This window comes from Brevibacterium sp. MGP-B1 (assembly GCF_057766545.1).
In genome coordinates this window covers 3,371,362-3,390,167 of the sequence record NZ_CM173407.1, presented here as the reverse complement: position 1 = coordinate 3,390,167, position 18,806 = coordinate 3,371,362, and the positions used below count along the sequence as shown (strand labels likewise).

15 protein-coding genes and 1 tRNA gene are annotated in these 18,806 nt (G+C 66.2%); 12 read left to right on the top strand and 4 right to left on the bottom strand.

Annotation, left to right across the window (positions count from 1 at the left end; genetic code table 11):
• The first annotated feature begins 175 nt into the window (after positions 1–175).
• Positions 176–397 carry a hypothetical protein gene (locus AC3CD9_RS15360; RefSeq protein WP_488364801.1) on the top strand — a complete coding sequence of 74 codons (222 nt, stop codon included), beginning with the start codon at positions 176–178 and terminating at the stop codon, positions 395–397.
• A gap of 6 nt (positions 398–403) precedes the next feature.
• Here AC3CD9_RS15360 and selD read toward each other — a convergent pair whose 3' ends face one another.
• Positions 404–1,390, bottom strand: a complete 987-nt coding sequence (gene selD / locus AC3CD9_RS15355) for a selenide, water dikinase SelD (RefSeq protein WP_488364799.1) — start codon at positions 1,388–1,390, stop codon at positions 404–406.
• Between the two features lie 22 nt (positions 1,391–1,412).
• Positions 1,413–5,381, bottom strand: a complete 3,969-nt coding sequence (locus AC3CD9_RS15350; protein ID WP_488364798.1) for a phosphodiester glycosidase family protein — start codon at positions 5,379–5,381, stop codon at positions 1,413–1,415.
• Between the two features lie 199 nt (positions 5,382–5,580).
• Between AC3CD9_RS15350 and AC3CD9_RS15345 the strand changes: the two genes are divergently transcribed.
• The 4 genes from AC3CD9_RS15345 (at position 5,581) to AC3CD9_RS15330 (ending at position 10,651) form a co-directional block, all read left to right on the top strand.
• Positions 5,581–5,675: transfer RNA gene (locus AC3CD9_RS15345), tRNA-Sec, on the top strand.
• Positions 5,676–5,738: 63 nt separating this feature from the next.
• Positions 5,739–7,058, top strand: coding sequence for an L-seryl-tRNA(Sec) selenium transferase (gene selA / locus AC3CD9_RS15340; protein WP_488364797.1), 1,320 nt, complete (start codon positions 5,739–5,741; stop codon positions 7,056–7,058).
• On the top strand, positions 7,051–8,949 hold the full coding sequence (gene selB, locus AC3CD9_RS15335; protein WP_488364796.1) for a selenocysteine-specific translation elongation factor: 1,899 nt from the start codon (positions 7,051–7,053) through the stop codon (positions 8,947–8,949). The genes selA and selB overlap by 8 nt, the downstream gene beginning before the upstream one ends.
• A 325-nt stretch (positions 8,950–9,274) precedes the next feature.
• Positions 9,275–10,651: an NAD-dependent succinate-semialdehyde dehydrogenase gene (locus tag AC3CD9_RS15330; protein ID WP_488364794.1), complete on the top strand. Its 1,377-nt coding sequence runs from the start codon at positions 9,275–9,277 to the stop codon at positions 10,649–10,651.
• A gap of 78 nt (positions 10,652–10,729) precedes the next feature.
• Here AC3CD9_RS15330 and AC3CD9_RS15325 read toward each other — a convergent pair whose 3' ends face one another.
• Positions 10,730–11,590, bottom strand: coding sequence for a nucleotidyltransferase domain-containing protein (locus tag AC3CD9_RS15325; RefSeq protein ID WP_488364793.1), 861 nt, complete (start codon positions 11,588–11,590; stop codon positions 10,730–10,732).
• A gap of 125 nt (positions 11,591–11,715) precedes the next feature.
• Here AC3CD9_RS15325 and AC3CD9_RS15320 point away from each other — a divergent pair, with 125 nt between their 5' ends.
• From AC3CD9_RS15320 to AC3CD9_RS15290, 7 genes are all read left to right on the top strand, one after another.
• A complete protein-coding gene (locus tag AC3CD9_RS15320; protein WP_488364791.1) occupies positions 11,716–12,816 on the top strand; it encodes a MerR family transcriptional regulator in 1,101 nt (366 codons plus the stop codon).
• An 11-nt stretch (positions 12,817–12,827) separates the two neighbouring features.
• The gene (locus tag AC3CD9_RS15315) at positions 12,828–14,039 is read left to right on the top strand and encodes an MFS transporter (protein WP_488364789.1); all 1,212 of its coding nucleotides are present in this window, start codon (positions 12,828–12,830) and stop codon (positions 14,037–14,039) included.
• Between the two features lie 216 nt (positions 14,040–14,255).
• Positions 14,256–14,846, top strand: coding sequence for a hypothetical protein (locus AC3CD9_RS15310; RefSeq protein WP_488364788.1), 591 nt, complete (start codon positions 14,256–14,258; stop codon positions 14,844–14,846).
• A 75-nt stretch (positions 14,847–14,921) separates the two neighbouring features.
• Positions 14,922–15,512 carry an NlpC/P60 family protein gene (locus AC3CD9_RS15305; protein ID WP_488364786.1) on the top strand — a complete coding sequence of 197 codons (591 nt, stop codon included), beginning with the start codon at positions 14,922–14,924 and terminating at the stop codon, positions 15,510–15,512.
• A 586-nt stretch (positions 15,513–16,098) separates the two neighbouring features.
• The gene (locus AC3CD9_RS15300) at positions 16,099–16,668 is read left to right on the top strand and encodes a hypothetical protein (protein WP_488364785.1); all 570 of its coding nucleotides are present in this window, start codon (positions 16,099–16,101) and stop codon (positions 16,666–16,668) included.
• A 105-nt stretch (positions 16,669–16,773) separates the two neighbouring features.
• A complete protein-coding gene (locus AC3CD9_RS15295) occupies positions 16,774–17,019 on the top strand; it encodes a type II toxin-antitoxin system prevent-host-death family antitoxin (RefSeq protein ID WP_265418636.1) in 246 nt (81 codons plus the stop codon).
• Complete coding sequence (locus tag AC3CD9_RS15290; RefSeq protein WP_488364784.1) at positions 17,016–17,426, top strand: PIN domain-containing protein; 411 nt, start codon at positions 17,016–17,018, stop codon at positions 17,424–17,426. Before AC3CD9_RS15295 ends, AC3CD9_RS15290 begins: the two co-directional genes overlap by 4 nt.
• Before the next feature lie 12 nt (positions 17,427–17,438).
• Here AC3CD9_RS15290 and AC3CD9_RS15285 read toward each other — a convergent pair whose 3' ends face one another.
• Complete coding sequence (locus tag AC3CD9_RS15285; RefSeq protein ID WP_488364783.1) at positions 17,439–18,707, bottom strand: M20 family metallo-hydrolase; 1,269 nt, start codon at positions 18,705–18,707, stop codon at positions 17,439–17,441.
• Positions 18,708–18,806 lie beyond the last annotated feature (99 nt).

The window sequence follows — 18,806 nt, the reverse complement described above, 5'->3', positions numbered from 1 at the left end:
GTGCCAAAACACCTCGGTGCAACGGGATGGTGTGCGAGGACCGATGAAGGATGCTCGAAATCGTCGCGAAATTTCTCTCTGCGAACGCCGATCGGTGTCAAAAACAGCCTCACCAGACACCGTATTCAGCAAAGCATCTTGCAAAATAGCCCTCTTTGGGTAGCGTGAGAGTTCTATGAAGAACTTGCTCAGAGACCGCAAGAGTCTGAGTAGTGCTGTGCTCGTAGCACTGCTCTTCCCACTGGTCTACTTCGGCATGCATCTGCTCGGCTGGGGCAACGAGTCATTCAACTGGTGGCAGACACTGTCGGCCGGCCTCTTCACCGGCGCTTTCTTCTGGTTCTTCACGTCCAGCTTCCGCCAGTTCCGCGACGAGGACGTCACTCCGCGTCGATAGTGCCCCTCACCTCACGTGCACGCCCGAGCCGGCGACAATCTCGCCGATGATCGGGTGACCGGGCAGTTCGCCGACGACGAGCAGCCCGCCCGAGGTCTGCGCATCGGCCAGAAGCAGCAGATCGTCCTCAGTCACGGAAGCATCCGCGGTCAGATGAGGCCGCACCCAGTCGAGGTTTCGCCTCGTCCCGCCGGACACATACCCGTCAGCGATCGACGCATCGACTCCGCCGAGGCGGGGCACCGCGGCCGCATCGATGACTGCTCCGACTCCTGAGGCCCGCGCCATCTTGAACAGGTGCCCGAGCAGACCGAAACCGGTGACGTCGGTGGCCGCTCGTACGCCTGCAGCCACGGCCGCCCGTGACGCTTCGGCATTGAGCGCGGTCATCGTGGCGATTGCCTCATCGAAGGTCTCACCAGTGACTTTGTGCCGATTGTTGAGGATCCCCACGCCGATCGGCTTGGTCAATGTCAGGGGCAGCCCCGCCTCGGCGGAATCATTGCGCATGAGTTCATCCGGGTGGGCCACACCGGTCACGGCCATCCCGTACTTCGGTTCGGGGTCGTCGATCGAATGCCCGCCGGCCACGGGGCAGTTCGCCTGTGCCGCAACGTCGAGCCCGCCGCGCAGAACCTCGGTGAGCAGCTCCATCGGCAGCTTCTCCCGCGGCCACCCGACGAGGTTGATCGCCGTGACGGGGGTTCCGCCCATCGCGTAGATGTCGGAGAGCGCATTGGCTGCGGCGATCCGCCCCCAGTCGTACGCGTCGTCGATGACGGGGGTGAAGAAGTCCGCGGTCGAGAGCACCGCAAGATCATCCCGGACTCGCACCGCCGAGGCATCATCACCGTCATCGAGGCCGACGAGGACATCCGGACCGGGCTGCCCGACCAATCCACGCACCGCGTCCTCGAGCTCGCCGGGAGGGATTTTGCAGGCGCATCCTCCACCGTGGGCGAACGAGGTCAGACGGTCCTGAATCGCAGTCATACTCGGAGACTAACATCGCAGGTCAAGAGGCGCGACGGGCGCCCGCCCGTGCCCGTGCCGCGCGGACGGCGATGATTCCGCCGATGACCAGCAACGCGCCGAGCAGTGCGGTGAGCAGAACCGGTCCGCCGGTGCGCGGCAGATCGCCGCCGCCATCGGAGGTGCCGCCCGAGGCACTCGACGATCCATCGATCGACGCTCCCGAACCGGATCCATCGGAGCCGCTGTCCGCAGAGGAATTCCGGTCGGTGCCGGCTGAGGCTCCGGAGGACGCTCCGTCATCGTCCGACCCGTCCGATGCGCCCTCTTCGCTTCCCGCGGAGGAAGCGTCGGAGCCACGCGTCGAAGCACCGCCGTCGGACTCGTCCGCCGAAGCGCCTCCGTCCTCAGCTCCCGCACTGTCGGCGGATCCGCCGCTGTCCTCAGATCCGTCGTCATCGCCGGGACCCGGAGGCGGTTCTTCCCCCGCGACCTCGACGGTGGCCTTCGCGGTCTTGCCGTTGACGGTGACCTCGAGCGTCGCGGTCCCCGGATTCTCCGCGGTGATCTGCCCCGTCGCCGGGTTGACGCGGACGACGTCGGAGGCCGCCTCGGGGGCACCGGATTTCACCGACCGGGCACTGACCTTCGCGCCCGTCGCCTGCTGCATGGCCACCTCGGCGCCGGAATCGACGACGACCCCGTCACCACCCCACTGAGCCGTCGCCGGCCACCCCACGGGAACGGTGCGCTCACCCTGAGTGAAGGACGCCGCGACGTCCGCGGACTGGCCCGGGGCCAGGGAGCCGGGTGCCTCGAGTGAGATCGAATCGACGCGCGGCTTCGTCTCCGCGGCCAGCCAACCGACCCGATCGGCCGTGGTCGGATCGTCACCGACGTCGCCGACGCCGGGATCGACGCCGAGCATCGTCCATCCGGTGAATCCACCGGTTGCCGGAGTGCCGGCCGGACCCTTCCCGGAGTTTCCGTTGATGAGGTAGCTCACGCCCTCGACCGCGGACCCGTGGAACGCCCCCACATGGCCGTTGATCACGGCCGCGGACTTGCCGCTGTCCTTGCGGAAGTCGCCGAGCTTCTTCTCCAGCTCCTCGGCCTCCCGCCGGTCCCCGAGCTGGCTCGTCTTCGACGGCAGCGGGTCCTGCGGGGGATGGTGGAAGAACACTGTGACGCCGGTGAGCTCGTCACGTTCGGCTACCTCGTCGAGGGCGTCTTCGAGCATGTTCAGCTGCTCATCATCGCTGCCGTTCAACGTTCCATCCGAGGAGTTGAGGGTCACGATCTTCGTCCGCCCCACTGTGCGTTCGCCGGTCGGCGACCCGAAGGCGGCCTCGAAGTTCTCGATCTCCCCGCCCATGATTTCGTGGTTGCCGGGCACGTAGACGTAGGGGATCGACTCATCCCATTCCTCATCGAGGATCGTCTTCGCCAGTTCGAAGTCCTCCGGAGAGGCCTCGTCGACGAGGTCACCGTTGATGACGAGCAGATCCGGCTTCGCGGCACGGATTTCCTTGAGCGTCCGCCGGGCACCCTTGACCGCTTCGGAATCCGGGTCGGTGGCGACGAACTGGGCGTCGCTCATCACGGCGATGTTCTGCGGGCGGTCATCGACGGTCCCGGTCGTCAGCAGGGCGGGATCATGCCGCGCCGAGGTGGCCGGATCGTCGGTCTCGGGCGTGGAGATCGCCTGGAGGTCCGAGATCGAAATGTCCCCTTTGTACTTCTCGGCAGATCGGGTCTCCATCATCCGGATCCGTTCGAGGGTGAGCGGTTGGGAGAGCCCTTCGGGGACGGTGAAGCGGACCTTCTGCCACCCGTCGAAGGTGATGTGGTCACCGTCGATGTTCGTCACCGTGCCGTCGGGAGTGCTCACCTGCAGCCTGGGCCAGGCCCCGGTGCCGTCGCCGCGGACCATCATCTCGAACGCCACCGTGTTGCCTTCCAGCTTCACCGGCTCCTTCGGGATGAGGTAGTAGCCGCGCGTCGCCGAGGAGGTAGAGAAGTCATATGAGAGGTCGATGCTCGGCTTGCCGTCGGGGCTGGGCTCACCGTCGGCGAAGGACCCGGTGGCCCGGTCCGCGCCGTCGGTGAACGCCGAGGTGTCGGAGAAGTCGAGGACCTCTGCCGACTCTGTGCCGACGGTCACCGGGATCGTCGTTGTCACGTCTCCGACGGTGAGCTTCACGTTCCCGGACGTCAGTTCGTCGTCGCGGGAGTCCTTGCCTTTCCCAGCCGTCGACGAATCGGCGGAGACGACGAGTTCGCCGAGGCTGTCGGTGTCGACCCTCAGCCCTTCGTCGGCGTCGACGTCGATGTCGCCGGTTTCGATGAGAGAACGCCTGCCCTCGGAGTCGAAGCCGGTCAGGGACAAGGTCTGCGAGTCCTGGGCGTCCTCGAGGTTGATGCTCCGCGCGCTCGGCCAGAGTCCGACCGGTTCGCCGAGCACATCGAGGTCCTGTCGCGCGGTGTGCCCGTCGACGGCATAGCTCACGCGACCCTTGCCGGTGGTCTCACCGGTCACGCGGGCGTTCGACTCATCGGAGTCGGCGAGCTTCACTCCGCCGTCGGCGGAGAACGTTCCGGAGGAGGCGATCGGTTCGAGATTCTTACCGAGCCCGGTGCCCCTCATCGATCGGCTCAGCCCCTTGAGCACGGTGGTCTGTCCGTCGAGTTCGGGTTCGATCTGCGCATCGGCCAGCTGCTCCGCGGGGGCATCTGAGTAGAAGACGAGGGCATTGGCGACGGTGCGCTGTTTACCGTCGGACGGGTCGTTCTGCAGTGCCGGAGCATCTGCGCCGGCTGTGCGGGCGAGCATCGTCGTCGACCCGCCGCCGTCGAGGTTGACCGCGTTGTAGGCGCCGATGTCAGAGAAGAACTCGCCCATGTCCTCGAGACTCATGCCTCCCGAGGACTCGCTGCGTCCGTCGATGGTGGTGACGAACAGCTCCGAACCGTCCTTGCTGATGCCCACCGCGGTGCGCGGGTGTTCGGTGTCTTCGAGGTCGCCGGCGGGGAGGTCGGGAACCGAGCCGTCGGCCAGGATCTGGTGGCTGCCCGCGATCCCCATGTCGACGTCCTCGCTCGGTCCGATCTCGACGTCGACGTCGTCGCCGACTTCGAGTTCCGACAGCGTCTTCGCCCCGGCATCGCGGCCGAGCAGGACCTGTCCGTCTGCCGGGATGTCCGGGTCGCCCGCTTCGTCCACCATGCCCGAGGTTTCGGTGACCTTTCCGTCGACGACAGTGACGCGGGCGACCTCGGCGGCTATGTCATCGGGGCCGCCGACCGGGCGGTCGAGCGTATGGTCTCCCCACGCCTCGTTGTACACACCGATGGTGTCGGGGCTCAGCTCCGGATTGTTCAATCCGCCGAGTTCTGTCTCCTGCCCGTCGTGGGTGAGCGTTCCCGCCGCGGAGAGCATCGACACGGCCGCATTTTTGTCCTCGAGAGTGAGCGCGGGTTTGGGCTCCTTCGAGCCGATGCGCATCCCGTCCTTCGACACCGACGTATAGATCGGAGCCCACGATTTGTTGATGTCGAAGAACGTGCCGTTGACGGCGGCCACGGCCTTCTTCCCATCGGGGCCGCCTGCCATGATCTCGCTGGTGGTGCCGGCGCCGGCGACCTTCCCGGTGTCGCGGACGTCCATCGACAGGGAGTCCGTGGTGAGGTCCGCGGTGAGCACATTGCCGTTGTTCCACCCGCCGTCTTCAAGGCGGGAGAAGTTCGTCAGCTCGAGCCCCGGAGCCACCCGCTTCGTCTCTGCCGAGCGCAGTGCTGAGCCGTCCTTGCCGAGGTCCTCATCGCTCGGCGGTGCCGCATAGGCCGGCGCCGAGGCGGGACCCGGCTGACCGGGAAGCGATCCCACCGGGGCGATGAGGGCGGCGAGGACCGCCAGAGTGGTGAGGACGGCGGGGACGAACGCGGGGGAGCGACGTGCGCCCGTGGGATTGGAATGGTGATGTGACCAGGCAGGATGAAGCGAGGAGGGCATGGCGACCTTCGAGCGGTGATGGCTGGGAACCTTGTCACCTTAAGTCGCGCTTGGAGAAGCCTGAGCGAATGGTGAGTGAACTCGGTCGGAAGATCGGTACCGGCGCGCTCGATACTGGTTCGATTGGTCAACCGAGCGCCGCCCCGACCACATCGGCCCTTCGTCTCAACTCGTCCACGCCCGCGATAGGATTCCTTATGGAGGCGTCCGTGTCCTGGTGGGCGCCCTGGTCTTCAAAACCAGTGAGACCGAGTATCTCGGTCTGGCGGGTTCGATTCCCGTCCGCCTCCGCCAACCGTTTCGCGGTCCCGCCGACCAAGCGGCGCCGCCGTGACCCCGCACAGAGGAGGAGGTCAGATGGTCGACCCCGACCCGCGTCGATCCATTCCGCGCACGGATCATCTCCTCGCCCTCCCCGAGGTCATCGCCGCAGGTGAGCGCCTCAACCAGGCGACCATCAAGGCCATCATCTCCGAGGTGCAGAACGCCGCCCGAGCCGGTGAGATCCCCGTCGCCGAGGTGGCCCCCGCCATCACCTCCAAGCTCAGCTCTCGTTCGGCTTCCTCCCTGACCCCAGTGCTCAATGCCACCGGCATCCTCGTCCACACGAACCTCGGCCGGGCACCGCTCTCACCTGCGGCAACCCAGGCAATCACCGAAGCCGCCGGATATGTCGACGTCGAAATGGACCTCGGCACCGGCAAACGCAGCAAGCGGGGCACCGGAGCGAAGGCCGCCCTGCTGCAGGCGAGCCCGGCTGCCGAGGATGCTCTCGTGGTCAACAACGGTGCGGCCGCCCTGCTGCTGGCCGTCACTGCGATGCGCGGTCGAGGTGCAGGTTCCGGTGAGATCATCATCAGCCGCGGCGAACTCATCGAGATCGGCGCCGGGTTCCGCCTCACCGACCTCATGACGACGACCGGCGCCAGGCTGCGCGAGGTCGGCACGACGAACCGCACCCACCTGGCCGACTACGCCGAGGCCATCAGCGACGACACGTCCTGCCTGCTCAAGGTGCACACGAGCAACTTCCGCGTCGAAGGATTCACCTCCTCCGTCGACGTGGCCGACCTGCGCGGACTCGCCGACGAGCACAACCTGCCGCTCATCGTCGACCTCGGCTCCGGACTCTTCACCCCCGACCCTGCCTTGCCCGACGAACCCGATATCGACACCGCCCTGCGCGCCGGCGCCGACCTCGTCATCGTCTCCGGCGACAAACTCCTCGGCGGCCCGCAGGCCGGCCTCATCCTCGGCCGCACCGAAGCAGTGCAGACACTGGCCAGCCACTCCCTGGCCAGAGCGCTGCGCACGGACAAACTCACCCTCGCCGCCCTCGAAGCCACGATCACGCACACGGCGAACCCGATCCACGACGCCCTCCACATCGACGCAGATCACCTGCGGAAACGCACCGAAACCCTCGCCGAGGCGGTCGGTGCCACGATCGTCGACCACGACGGACGAGTCGGCGGCGGGGGAGCCCCCGGAGTGCCCCTGTCCGGCTGGGCCGTCGAACTGCCCGAAGCCTTCGCCGAGCCGCTGCGCCTCGGCGATCCGGCGACCGTCGCCCGCGTCCACCAGGGTCGATGCCTCATCGACCTGCGCTGCGTACCCGAAAGCGAAGACAACCGCATCGCTGCCGCCATCAAACGAGTCCGTGCCTACAATGCCTGACACTTTCGTCATCGCCACCGCAGGCCACGTCGACCACGGGAAGTCGACACTGGTGGGTGCCCTGACCGGGATGGAACCCGACCGGTGGGCCGAAGAGAAGAAACGCGGACTGACCATCGACCTCGGTTTCGCCTGGACGACGCTGCCCTCGGGACGCGAACTCGCCTTCGTCGACGTTCCCGGACACGAGAAATTCCTCGCGAACATGCTCGCCGGGCTCGGCCCCGCCCCCATCGCCTGCTTCGTCATCGCCGCAGACAAGGGCTGGCAAGCCCAATCGACTGACCATCGCGACGCGATCAATGCGCTCGGCATCACCTGCGGCCTCGTCGTCATCACCCGGGCCGACCTCGCCCCCGACTCCGTCGAGACCACAAAGGCTCAGGTCAGAGCGCAGCTGCGTGGAACACCACTCGAAGCAGCGCCGATTGTCACTGTCTCGGCCACGACCGGGCAGGGCCTGCCCGAACTCATCAGCGTCCTCGACGAGGTCACGGCCACGGCCGAGCCTCCGACCACCTCGGGGAGGGTGCGTTTGTGGGTCGACCGGGCCTTCACCATCAAGGGAGCCGGCACCGTCGTCACCGGAACCCTCACGGCAGGCGCCCTGACCACGGGCGATACAGTCGAGGTGCGCGGAGAGACCATCGACCGGACCGTGGGTGTGCGGGGTCTGCAGTCCCGTAATTCCACCACCACCGAGGTGGTCCCGCAGGCCCGCGTGGCCGTCAACCTCCGCGACGTCCCCGCCGACGACCTCCACCGCGGCGACGCACTGCTTACGAGTGGGGCCTGGCCGATCGTCGACACGATCGACGTGCGCCGCACCATGGGCGAGACCCTCGACACCGGCATCCACGAACTCATGGCCCATATCGGCACCGCCGCCGTACCCGCACGATTGCGGGCCTTCGATGCCGAACACGCCCGGCTCACCCTCGACCGACCACTTCCCCTGCAGGTCAGCGACCGGATTGTGCTCCGTGCCCCGGGCAGCCGCAACGTCTTCGCAGGTCTCCTCGTGCTCGACGTCGACCCGCCCGAACTGTCCCGACGAGGCGACGGTGCCAGGCGAGCTCAAGAGCTTGCCGACCGTCCCATCGAGGGCGATATCCTCGACGAGGTGGCCCGCCGCGGAGCCGTCGAACGCTCCGTCCTTACCCGGTTCGGACTGCATGTGCCCGATGACGAGGGCCTGCCTGCCGACGTTGAGGACGTGGGCGGCTGGCTCGTCCACTCGCCGACTCTGACCTCCTGGGTCGAGGCGACGAAGTCCCTGGTCAACTGTGAACTCGCCGCCACGCCGATGGCCGCCGGAGTACCCGTCAAAGCCGTCGCCGAGGCACTTCGGCGAACTCCGGACTCAGGTCGCAGACCGAACGCCTCGTTGATCACCTCGTCGACATCGCACGCTGGGCCGACTCTGCCCCTGCCCAAAGGCACGGACGCTGCGACTCGCCGACTGCTCAACCAGGTCATCTCCCGCGCCGGGCTCGAAGCCGTCGACGGAATGGTCCGCCCGCCCGGACATACCGCGGGACTCGGCGCCGCCGAGGCCAGTATCGCCGAGATCGAGCGCCTGCTCGCAGCCGACCCGTTCGCCGCCCCGGAAGCCGATGACCTGCGCGAACTCGGTCTCGGAGCGCGGGAGCTCGCGGTCGCGGAGAAGGCGGGACGGATCCTGCGCCTCGGCGGCGGAATCATCGTGGCTCCGCGCACCCCCGCGCAGGCGATGCGGGTCCTCGCCGGTCTCGACCAGCCCTTCACCACAAGCCAGGCGCGGCAGGCGCTGGGGACGACCCGCCGCGTCGTCATCCCCCTGCTCGAACACCTCGACGGCCGGGGCTGGACGCGCCGACTCGACACCACACACCGCGAAGTCGTGCGCTGACAACGGTTATGGCATTACTGGACGGGTCGCCTCGACGACGAACCGATCGCCGGGTCGGTGGGCGGCCGCCTCGGCGAAACTCCGTGACCTGTATTACGATCAAGTCGGAATGATCGTTCGCGCCGATTCGGGCGCTTCCGTCGATGGTATGGGTGATAACTGACTGCGGTGATGGGGCCGCAGCGACGCCATTCATCGCCTCATGATCCCCATATCCGGGCGCGCTGCCCTGGTCGCAGCACTGACCGCCCACCAGAAATCCACACCATTGACCGTCTCCGGTCGCGCAGATGCGATTCCGACCCGAGACTGCGAAGGAGCAACCATGTCGAACTATCGTGTTCAGAATCCCGCCACGGGCGAGGTCGTCGAGACCTTCCCCGAGGCAATGAATGCCGAGATCGAGTCCACCGTGACTGCCGCCCACTCCACGTACCTGACGTGGAAGGACACCGACATTCAGGAGCGGGCGTCGATTGTGCGTCGGGCGGCGGAGATCTTCCATGAACGCAAGGACGAACTCGCCAGAACGATCTCGGTCGAGATGGGCAAGTCGTATGCCGAGTCCGTTGACGAGGTCGAGTTCGCCGCCGACATCATCGACTACTACGGCGTCCACGGACCCAGTCTGGTCACGGATTATCAGATCCCGTCGACCATCCCCGGTACCGCACGCATCGAATCCCTGCCGGTCGGTGCCCTGCTGGGCGTGATGCCGTGGAACTTCCCCTACTACCAAGTGGCCCGGTTCGCTGCCCCGAATCTGGTGCTGGGCAATACGATCATGCTCAAACATGCCGACATCTGTGGACGGTCGGCACTGTTGATCGAGGAGATCTTCCACGCCGCCGGGGTCCCCGCCGGCGGATACTCCCACCTGTTTGCCACTCATGATCAGATCGCTGCGCTCATCGCTGACCCTCGGGTTCAGGGTGTGTCCCTGACCGGGTCGGAGCGGGCGGGCGCGATCATCGGTGCCCAGGCCGGTCAGAACCTGAAGAAGGCCGTGCTCGAACTCGGCGGGATCGATCCGATGGTTGTTCTCGACGCCGACGATGTGGCGGCGGTGGCGCGTGAGGCGTGGGAGTTTCGGACGTATAACGCCGGACAGGTGTGCAACTCGAACAAACGCCTCATCGTTATGGACGACATCTATGACGACTTCGTTGCCGAACTCGTGAAGTTGGGGACCGGACTCGCTCCGGGGGATCCGCTGAATCTGGGTGAGGGTGAGTATGTGCCGTTGTCGAGTTGTGCCGCCGCGGAGACCGTTGATGCGCAGGTGAAGAAAGCCGTTGCTGAGGGGGCTCGGGTGCTCGTCGGTGGTGAGCTGGGCGAGGGCCCGGCTGCGTACTATTCGCCGACTGTGTTGGTTGATGTGCCCCGGGATTCCGAGTCGTATGGTGAGGAGCTCTTCGGACCGGTGGCGACTGTCTTCAAGGTCTCCAGCGACGAGGAAGCTCTCGAGTTGGCCAATGATTGTGCCCTTGGTTTGGGTGGGTCGGTGTTCTCGACTGATGAGGCGCGTGCTGATCGTGTGGCTGCTCGTCTCGAGGTGGGGATGACGCATGTGAACACGATTGCTGCTGAGGCGGCTGAGTTGCCGTTCGGTGGTGTGAAGCGGTCTGGTTTCGGTCGTGAGATGGGTCCGATCGGGATGGGTGAGTTCGTGAATAAGCGCCTCCACTTCATCGCGAAATAGGGGCAGTTCGGCTGACCCCAAGATCACCGCAACTGTCGTCGAGTTCCCGGCGGCCGCTCAACCCACCACGGTCGTCGATCAGCCGAGTGATGCGGTGATCATGTCCTCCATCGCCGAGGCGGTCAATGCCCGCCACTGTGCACGTGACGGTGCGGATGGGATCCGCGCGCCGCTCACCGTGGCCAGGGCCACCTCGGTGATGGGGGCATGCTGAGGGAATGCGTCCAATCCGTGGCGACCCGCTGCCTCCTTGCCGATGATCTCACCGGTCGCGAGCGTGCGATGCATGCGCGCGGGGCCGAGCACGCACCACGCAACCGTGCCGGCGCTCAGTCCCCGCGGTGACGTGAGGAGACGGTGGAACAGCGTGCGTGGAGTTCTCCGCGGTCGGTCGCGCAGCTGTGCGGCCAACGGAGTCCAGTACTCGCGCAAGTTCGTGCGGACCCATGGTCGAAGCGCCTCCGGCTGCGCATCGAGATCCCATGCAGCGATCGGTCGTCCCCGCACCGTGATGCCGCCGTCGACGAGCTCCTTCCAGATCACCGGATTGACGTCGAACGCCCCGTGCGCATCGAAGATCTCACCCGTATGGGAGGCGATCGGACTGATCTGGGTGACGGGGCGACTGGCCTCGGATTCGGCGATGAAGACGGTATTGCAGCACGCACTCACACCTCGCCCGCGCGCCGCCCCTACCACCAGGCGGGGCACCTGCGAGAGGTGGAGCAGCCGCAGCCGCCGAATGAGATCCGGACGGTCCAGCCACTCATCGGCGATGACCGCGACGAGGTCGATGTCGCTGCGGCCCGGACGATAGGCGCCGAGGGCGATCGATCCGGTGACTGCGCAGGCGATGATGCCGCCGGGCAGGATCCGATCGGCGGCACGCAGGTAGGACCTGATGGCGGTTGCGGCATCTGGCGGCAGCGGCGCGGACATGGGATCAGCGTACACAGGGGCAGGGACCTGGACTGAGGAACTGTCCTGTGGGTCCGACGTGCCTGCGCAACGACTTTCTCCCGCACTCTTGACCTTCAGTCAGGGTGAAAGTCGATGATGGGTCCATGGATCCCACCCGCGAACCCGACACCGCACGAGTGCCGCAGTCGACGAGCCGGTCGCTGCAGACGATCGGTGACTTCGCTCGTGCCGTCGGGCTCAGTGCCAGCGCCCTGCGCGGGTACGACAGCAGCGGTCTTCTGTCGCCCGCACATGTCGAGGACCGGACCGGCTATCGGTACTACGCGCTCGACCAGCAGCAGCGTGCGATCTGGATCCGACGCCTGCGTGACGCGGGTTTTCGGCTGAGCACGATCGGGACCATCCTCGACAGCGAACCGGCGATCGCCGAGGCCATCCTCGACGACTGGCTGGCCGAGGCCGTCGGACGAGCCGAGTCCGCCGCGGCGCTGGTCGACGACTTGAGATCGGTGCTCCGATCCCGGACCGAGACGACGACGCTCAGCCGCGCTCGGGTCGACTCCGCCGTGCTCGCCGCCGCGGTGCGCCAGCTGGCGCAGCCGAAGGGGACGGACCCCGCCGATTCGCCCTTCGACCACCTGAGTGTGGAGATCAAACCCGAGGCCCTCACCTTGGCCGTGACCGACGGCTATGTGCTGATGGCGCGCACGCACATCCCCGCCGAGATCGATGACCCGTCGCCAGCGGACGGTGCGGCGGGGTCGGTGGGTGCGTCGACGGTCGTCACCGCCTCGGCGCTGCTGTCGCTCCCGACCACGAGCTGCGAGGTGACCCTCACGATCGCTGTCACCGGAGGATCCGTCGACCACCCCGAACAGGTGCGCGTGTCGATCGAGCACTCCGAGGGAGAGTCGACGATCCTGTCGCAGTCCGACCGCCGGTTCCCCGACATCGGTCGCACCGTGGAGGCGGCCGCCGCGCGCCGCAGAGGCAGAAGCCGGTTCTCACGCCAAGAGATCCTGCGGCTCGTCGACGAAGCCACAGGCCGGTCCCCTGAATCCGGAGTGCGGCTGTCGAGGGACGCGTCGAGATTCGAACTCTCCGCCGGCTCCATGAAGTCCATCGTCGACGCGGGTATCGGCGACGAACTGATCTGCGACTGGGGCAACGAGGACGACCCCCTCATCTGGCGTGCTCCCAGCCAACCCGACTTCCTGGCGCTCCTCATGCCCCGCAGAGCCTGAGCCCCGTCGATATGGGAGTCTCAGGCGGGGACCGGGTCCCGCTGCCGAAGGGATTCAACGCCTGGGTGCTCACCTCGGTTGTCACCGAACTCGGCACCGGGATCCTCGCATTCGCTCTGACATGGGTGGCCTCCGGCCACGGCCCTCATCTCGCCGCCTGGGTATTCACGCTCACCGTCCTGCCTGCGGTGCTGCTCGGGCTACTCGGCGGCGCGGTCGCCGACAGATTCGGGCCGCGTCGGGTGATGCTCGCGTGCACACTCGCCTTCGTGCTCATCGGCTCGGGGATCGCACTCGCCGTTGCCGTCTGGTCGGCGGCTCCGCCGGTGCTGCTGGCGGCCGCCGTGCTCATCGGGTCGGCGGCGGCGTTCTATCGGCCCGCCGTCGGAGTCTTCCCACGGCTCTTCGTCCCCGAGAGATCATTGGGCACAGCCATGGCCCGATCGGGCATGGCCGGACAGTTAGCACGCACCATCGCCCCGCCGCTGGGCGGAATCCTCATCGGGATCATCAGCCTGTCCGGGGTGGCACTGCTCGATGTGCTCGGATGCCTGATCATGCTCATCGCCCTGCTTGCGATCCGACCGCCTCGGCGAGGGGATCACCTGCCCGACCCGGTCAGCGTGCGCGGAATCGTCGACGGGGTGCGAGCGGCGCGGACGACGCCGGGAGTGCCGGCGCTGCTGACCGGTGTGTCCCTCATGGCCGGAGCCGTGATCCCGTCGGTACTCCTCGGCATTCCCCCTGCCGCCCGCGAGCGCGGCTGGACCGCCGCCGAGGCGGGGCTCATCGAATCCGGATGGATCGCCGGGGGCCTGCTGACGAGCGCCGTGTTCGCATGGCGCGGCATTGCGAATCGGGTGTGGACTCCGATGGTCATCGGTCCGTGCGTCGTGGCACTGGGGCTCATCGTGCTGGCTGTGTCGGCCGACTGGCGAGTGGGTCTCGCAGCGACCGCCCTCGTCGGGGCCGGGGTCGTGGTCTTCACTGCGCATGTCTTCCCGGTCTATGTGCTGCTGGCACCTGCGTCCAAGGTATCGAGATTTCAGAGTCTGCTCATCGTCGTCCAGCAGGCCCCTCAGGTCATCGTCAATCCGCTCATCGGTCTCATCGTCGGACTGCTCGGCACCGGCGCCATGATTGCGGCAGCGAGTGTCATCGCAGTGGGTGCCTCCTTCGTCGTCGGGCGAGATCGGACGCTGCAGGGGTTCAGATCCGAGTGACCTGGTTCACGTGGTGTTGAACTCGTGTTGAGAACCCTGTGACGTGATGTTGAAACGGAGTTTGTTGAGGCCTCTCATCGGATCGGACAGTCTGGAGGACGTGAGCGAAACGACAGGATCGCTTGCGTGATCGATGCTGGTTTCCGATCGCTTCCCCACTCAGCTGGTCTCGAGTTCTCGCTCACGGCAACTGCCCCTCAAGAGAACAGGAAACCGATGAAACTCGTACGCAGAATCGCAGTGACAGCCCTTTCCGCGGCTGTCATCGCCGGCGGTGTCTCCATGGCGACCGCCGCGTCCGCAGAGCCGGCTGCCGTCTCAAAGGAGGCCGTTCCGTTCACGAGCAAAGCACTCGACGGCGGCAAGGTTCCGAGCGCTCAGGACGCCACTCAGCTCACCCAGGAGCAGATCGACAATGCGCGCACGATCATCGCCGTCGGCAAGGGCGCGGACCTGTCGACGCAGGCACAGAAGATCGCCGTGATGACTGCCCTGCAGGAGTCGAGCCTCTACAACCTCGACGGCGGAGACCGCGACTCCGCCGGACTGTTCCAGCAGCGTCCGTCCATGGGCTGGGGCACTCTGGCCCAGGTGACCGACCCGGTCTACGCCTCGAAGTCGTTCTATGGCGTCAACCCCGAAGGCTCGAACCTCGGCCTCATCCAGATCGAAGGATGGGAGACGATGGTTCCGGGAGCCGCAGCTCAGGCAGTGCAGGGCTCCGCCTTCCCCGCCGAGTACGACAAGTGGGATCCCTTGGCGACCGAGCTCGTCAACGGCAATCAGGATGTTGCCCCGATCAGCTGATCCGTCTCTGGCATGTACCCGACATCATTCATTCCGAAGCCAGAAGTGCACACGCGAGAAGCATCAGGAGAGAAGATGACAACTTCGCGCACACTCACGACCGCCGTCCTCGCCGCAGGAATCCTCGCCGGCGGCACCACGTTGGCCACCGCACCGGCACAGGCCGACCAGACACCCGCCGCTCAGGCCCCCACTGCGCAGTCCTCTGCCGCACAGGCAGAATCCGGCAGAACCGCCTCGGCGCAGGCCGATGATCGTCGCGATGAGATCATCAGCCGCGCTCAGACCTGGGTCGACCAGGGAGTGCCCTACAACTGGGACACCACCCATCCGGATCCACAGGGCAAGCAGTATCGCATGGACTGCTCGGGATTCGTCTCGATGGCCTGGGGACTCGACGACAGCCTCAACACCGTGACCCTGCCCGATGTCTCCCACAAGATCGACAAGGACGAACTCAAGCCCGGCGACGTCCTGATGAAGGGCGGCCCCGGCACCGAAGGCGCCAACGGCCACGTCGTGATCTTCAACGGTTGGGCCAACGACGACAAGACCGCCTACCACGCCCTCGAGGAGAACGGTACGCTCGGCTCGGTCGCCCACGAAGTCTCCTACCCGTACGACCAGGACGACAGCTTCGTCCCCTACCGTCTGAACGGTCTGTGATCTGAACCGCCCGTGATCCGGCACTGATCCGAAGCCGATCCGGCGGCACCGATCCGCTGGCCGTGCTCTGCGTACCTGAGCGCACATCGTCGCCGCGCCCCTCCCATGGGACGCGGCGTCGATGCATGTGACGAGGAGGGCCGCCTCGGGGAACAGGGCCGACCTCGAAGTGCAGGATCGCCGAGGATCGACCCCCATCGACCGCCGCCGGCGCCTGAATTTTCCCTGGTTCGCGCATGCGAACCGCCCGACGAGCGGATCGAGACCCCGGTCACGGGCGGGTGGGAGCACCGCTGGTGACCGCGCGGCGTTCAGCGAACTCTGATCGCATGCACACGGATCCGTGACGATTCGTTGCGGCGAGAATAAGTCATCTCGAAGTCTCTCTGCATTGAACAGGGCCCATCGGTCCGTCAGTGTTGTGTGGGGCGATTCCACGGCACCTTCTGCATTGGTGTTCCTGTGCCGACCACAGATCAAATGCCGCAGAACCCACCACGTGTGCCGCGCACCAGGAGTCGCCGACCGGGTCGAGCACCCGATCAAGAGAAAGTGAGAACAGATGAAACGTGCGCGCACACTTGCGGTGACTGCACTGTCCGCAGCCGTCCTCGCCGGGGGAGTCTCCCTGGCAACGGCGACCTCGGCCTCGGCCGACCCGATCTCCGGAGGCGTCAGCCAGGAGGGTGAAGCGGCCCAGTCCGACGCCGGCTCGACCGGAGGGATCGACGACCCCGATGAGCTGAGCGAGGAGCAGATCGACAACGCGCGCACCATCATCGGCGTCGGCAAGGGTGCGGACCTGTCGAAGGAGGCTCAGACGATCGCCGTGATGACCGCGCTGCAGGAATCGAGCCTCAACGACCTCGACGGAGGCGACCGCGATTCCGCCGGTGCCTTCCAGCAGCGTCCCTCGATGAACTGGGGATCAGCTGACGAAGTCACCGACACCGTGTACGCATCGAAAGCCTTCTACGGCGTCGACTCCGGAACCGACAATCCGGGGCTGACCCAGATCGACAACTGGGAGAGCATCGAACCCGGTGACGCCGCACAGGAAGTGCAGCACTCCGGCTACCCCGACGCCTACGACAAGTGGGAACCGCTGGCAGAGAAGCTCGTCGACGAGAACCAGGACGTCGACTCCATCGACTGATGACCGCGGGTCCGAGAGTCCTGTCCACTCGGCATCTGGCTATGGATTCGTCCGCAACCCCGAGATAGAATGTACCTACAGTAGTGACATTTCGGGAGGCGGGCGATGACCACGATGTCGAGTCGGGAATTCAACCGGGACGTCTCAGCGGCCAAACGTGCGGCCAAGCACGGACCGGTCACCATCACCGAACATGGTCGTCGCGCGCACGTTCTGCTGACTGCCGATGAGTACGATCAGCTCAGCGGCAGATCGGACCTCGTCGGAGATGCCCTCGTCATCCACGACGATGATCCGGACCTCGATCTGCCTCATCGTTCTCAGCGATCGCTGCGGGTGCCCGAACTGTGAGGTATCTGCTCGACACCAACATCGTCAGTGAAGCTCGCCGCGGCAACCGGACTCCCGTCGGATCCTGGATCGCGGCCCAGAGGATCGACGATCTGGCCATCAGCGCCATCACGGTCCTCGAACTCGACGTCGGCGTCCGACGGAAAGAGCGACGGGACCCCCACGCCGGATCCGTCCTTCGACAGTGGCTCGACGAGCAGGTCTCTGAGGTCTTCGCCAGAAGAATTCTTGCCGTCGATGCAGAAGTGGCTGTGCAGGCGTCGCAATTGCATGTCCCTGACCCGATGCCCGACATGGACAGTCTGATCGCGGGGACCGCACTCGCGCTCTCGCTGACTCTGGTGACGAGGAACATCGCTGACTTCGCGAATACGGGAGTCAGGTTGCTCAATCCCTGGGAGGACTGACCTCCTTCGCGGTCACTCTGCCAGCGCGCCGGCGGCGAGCCGGCGAACCACCGCGGTGAGGTGATGGAGACCTGAGACGAGATCCTCGTCCTTCGTGAACTCGGCCAGACTGTGCGAGACCCCGTCGACGCTGGGAATGAAGAGCATGACGGTGGGCACTTCGTCCTTCATGTTCGTCGAATCGTGCCCGGCCACGGTCATCACCTTCGCCGAGGTGAGTCCCAAGTCGTCCGCGACCGTGCGGGCCAGTTCGACCCCGTCCTCGGAGTACGGGTTCTGATCCCAGCTGTGCTCGGCGACGATCTCGATCTCCACACGATCATCGGCGCTGACCTGGGCGATCGTAGCCATGAGCTTCTCATGGGCGGCGGCGATCACCTCGGCGCTGGGAGAGCGCAGATCGAGCAGCAGGCTGACTTCGCTGGCGACGACGACCGGAGAATTCGGGTAGACGGTGAGCTGACCGCACGCGGTGTGCAGGGCACCGGGCTCGAAGCCGTCGACGAGCTCCCGTGCGGCCACGACCAGACGTGCCGCACCGAGCAGGGCATCCTGCCGATCGGCCATGAGCGTCGACCCGCTGTGCGCCTGTGCGCCGGTGACCTTGAACTCGTACTTGTGCGCCGCCCACGTGGCATTGACGAGCCCGATCGTCACCCCGTCCTCTTCCATGCTGCGGCCCTGCTGGACGTGGATCTCCGCATAGGAGGCGATCTCCGGGGCCGTGAAGTCTCCGCGTTCTCCCAACTCATCGAGCGCCTCGGCGACGGTGACTCCAGCAGCATCACGCGTGGTCAGGGCCGCTTCCAGCTCGGCCTTGCCGGTGAAGACATTCGATCCCATCATCGAGGGCTTGAACCGGGAACCCTCCTCGTTGAACCAGTTGACCACGGCGAGGTTGAACGTCGCCTTCGACGGGTCCGCCCGCATCTCATCGGCGATCGCGAAACATGCATGCGCCGAAGCCATCACCCCGTAGGCACCGTCGAAACGGCCGGCCGTCGGTTGCGAATCCATATGCGAACCAGTCAGCACATATGGGGCCCCGGGCGCGAGTTCGAGGAGCCCGAACTGATTGCCGATCGGATCCCGGTGCACGCTGAAACCGTGCTTGGTGAGCAGCTCTTCGAACCATTTCCGCTGCTGACCATCGGCGGCGCTCGCCGCCTGGCGGTCGACGCCGTTCGTGCCCTCGACGGCACCGAAACGCGAATGCACGGCCCAATCGGCGAGGAACTCGGCTTCGCGATCGGCGCTGATCAGAGAGGGTGAAACGGTCATAGCGGGTCCTTTCGAGAGGTGTCGCGGACGGGTGGGTTGCGACTATGCGGGGGAGGGGTGCGGCGCCGGCGGTGCCGGTGTCAGGTCGGTGGTGCCGGG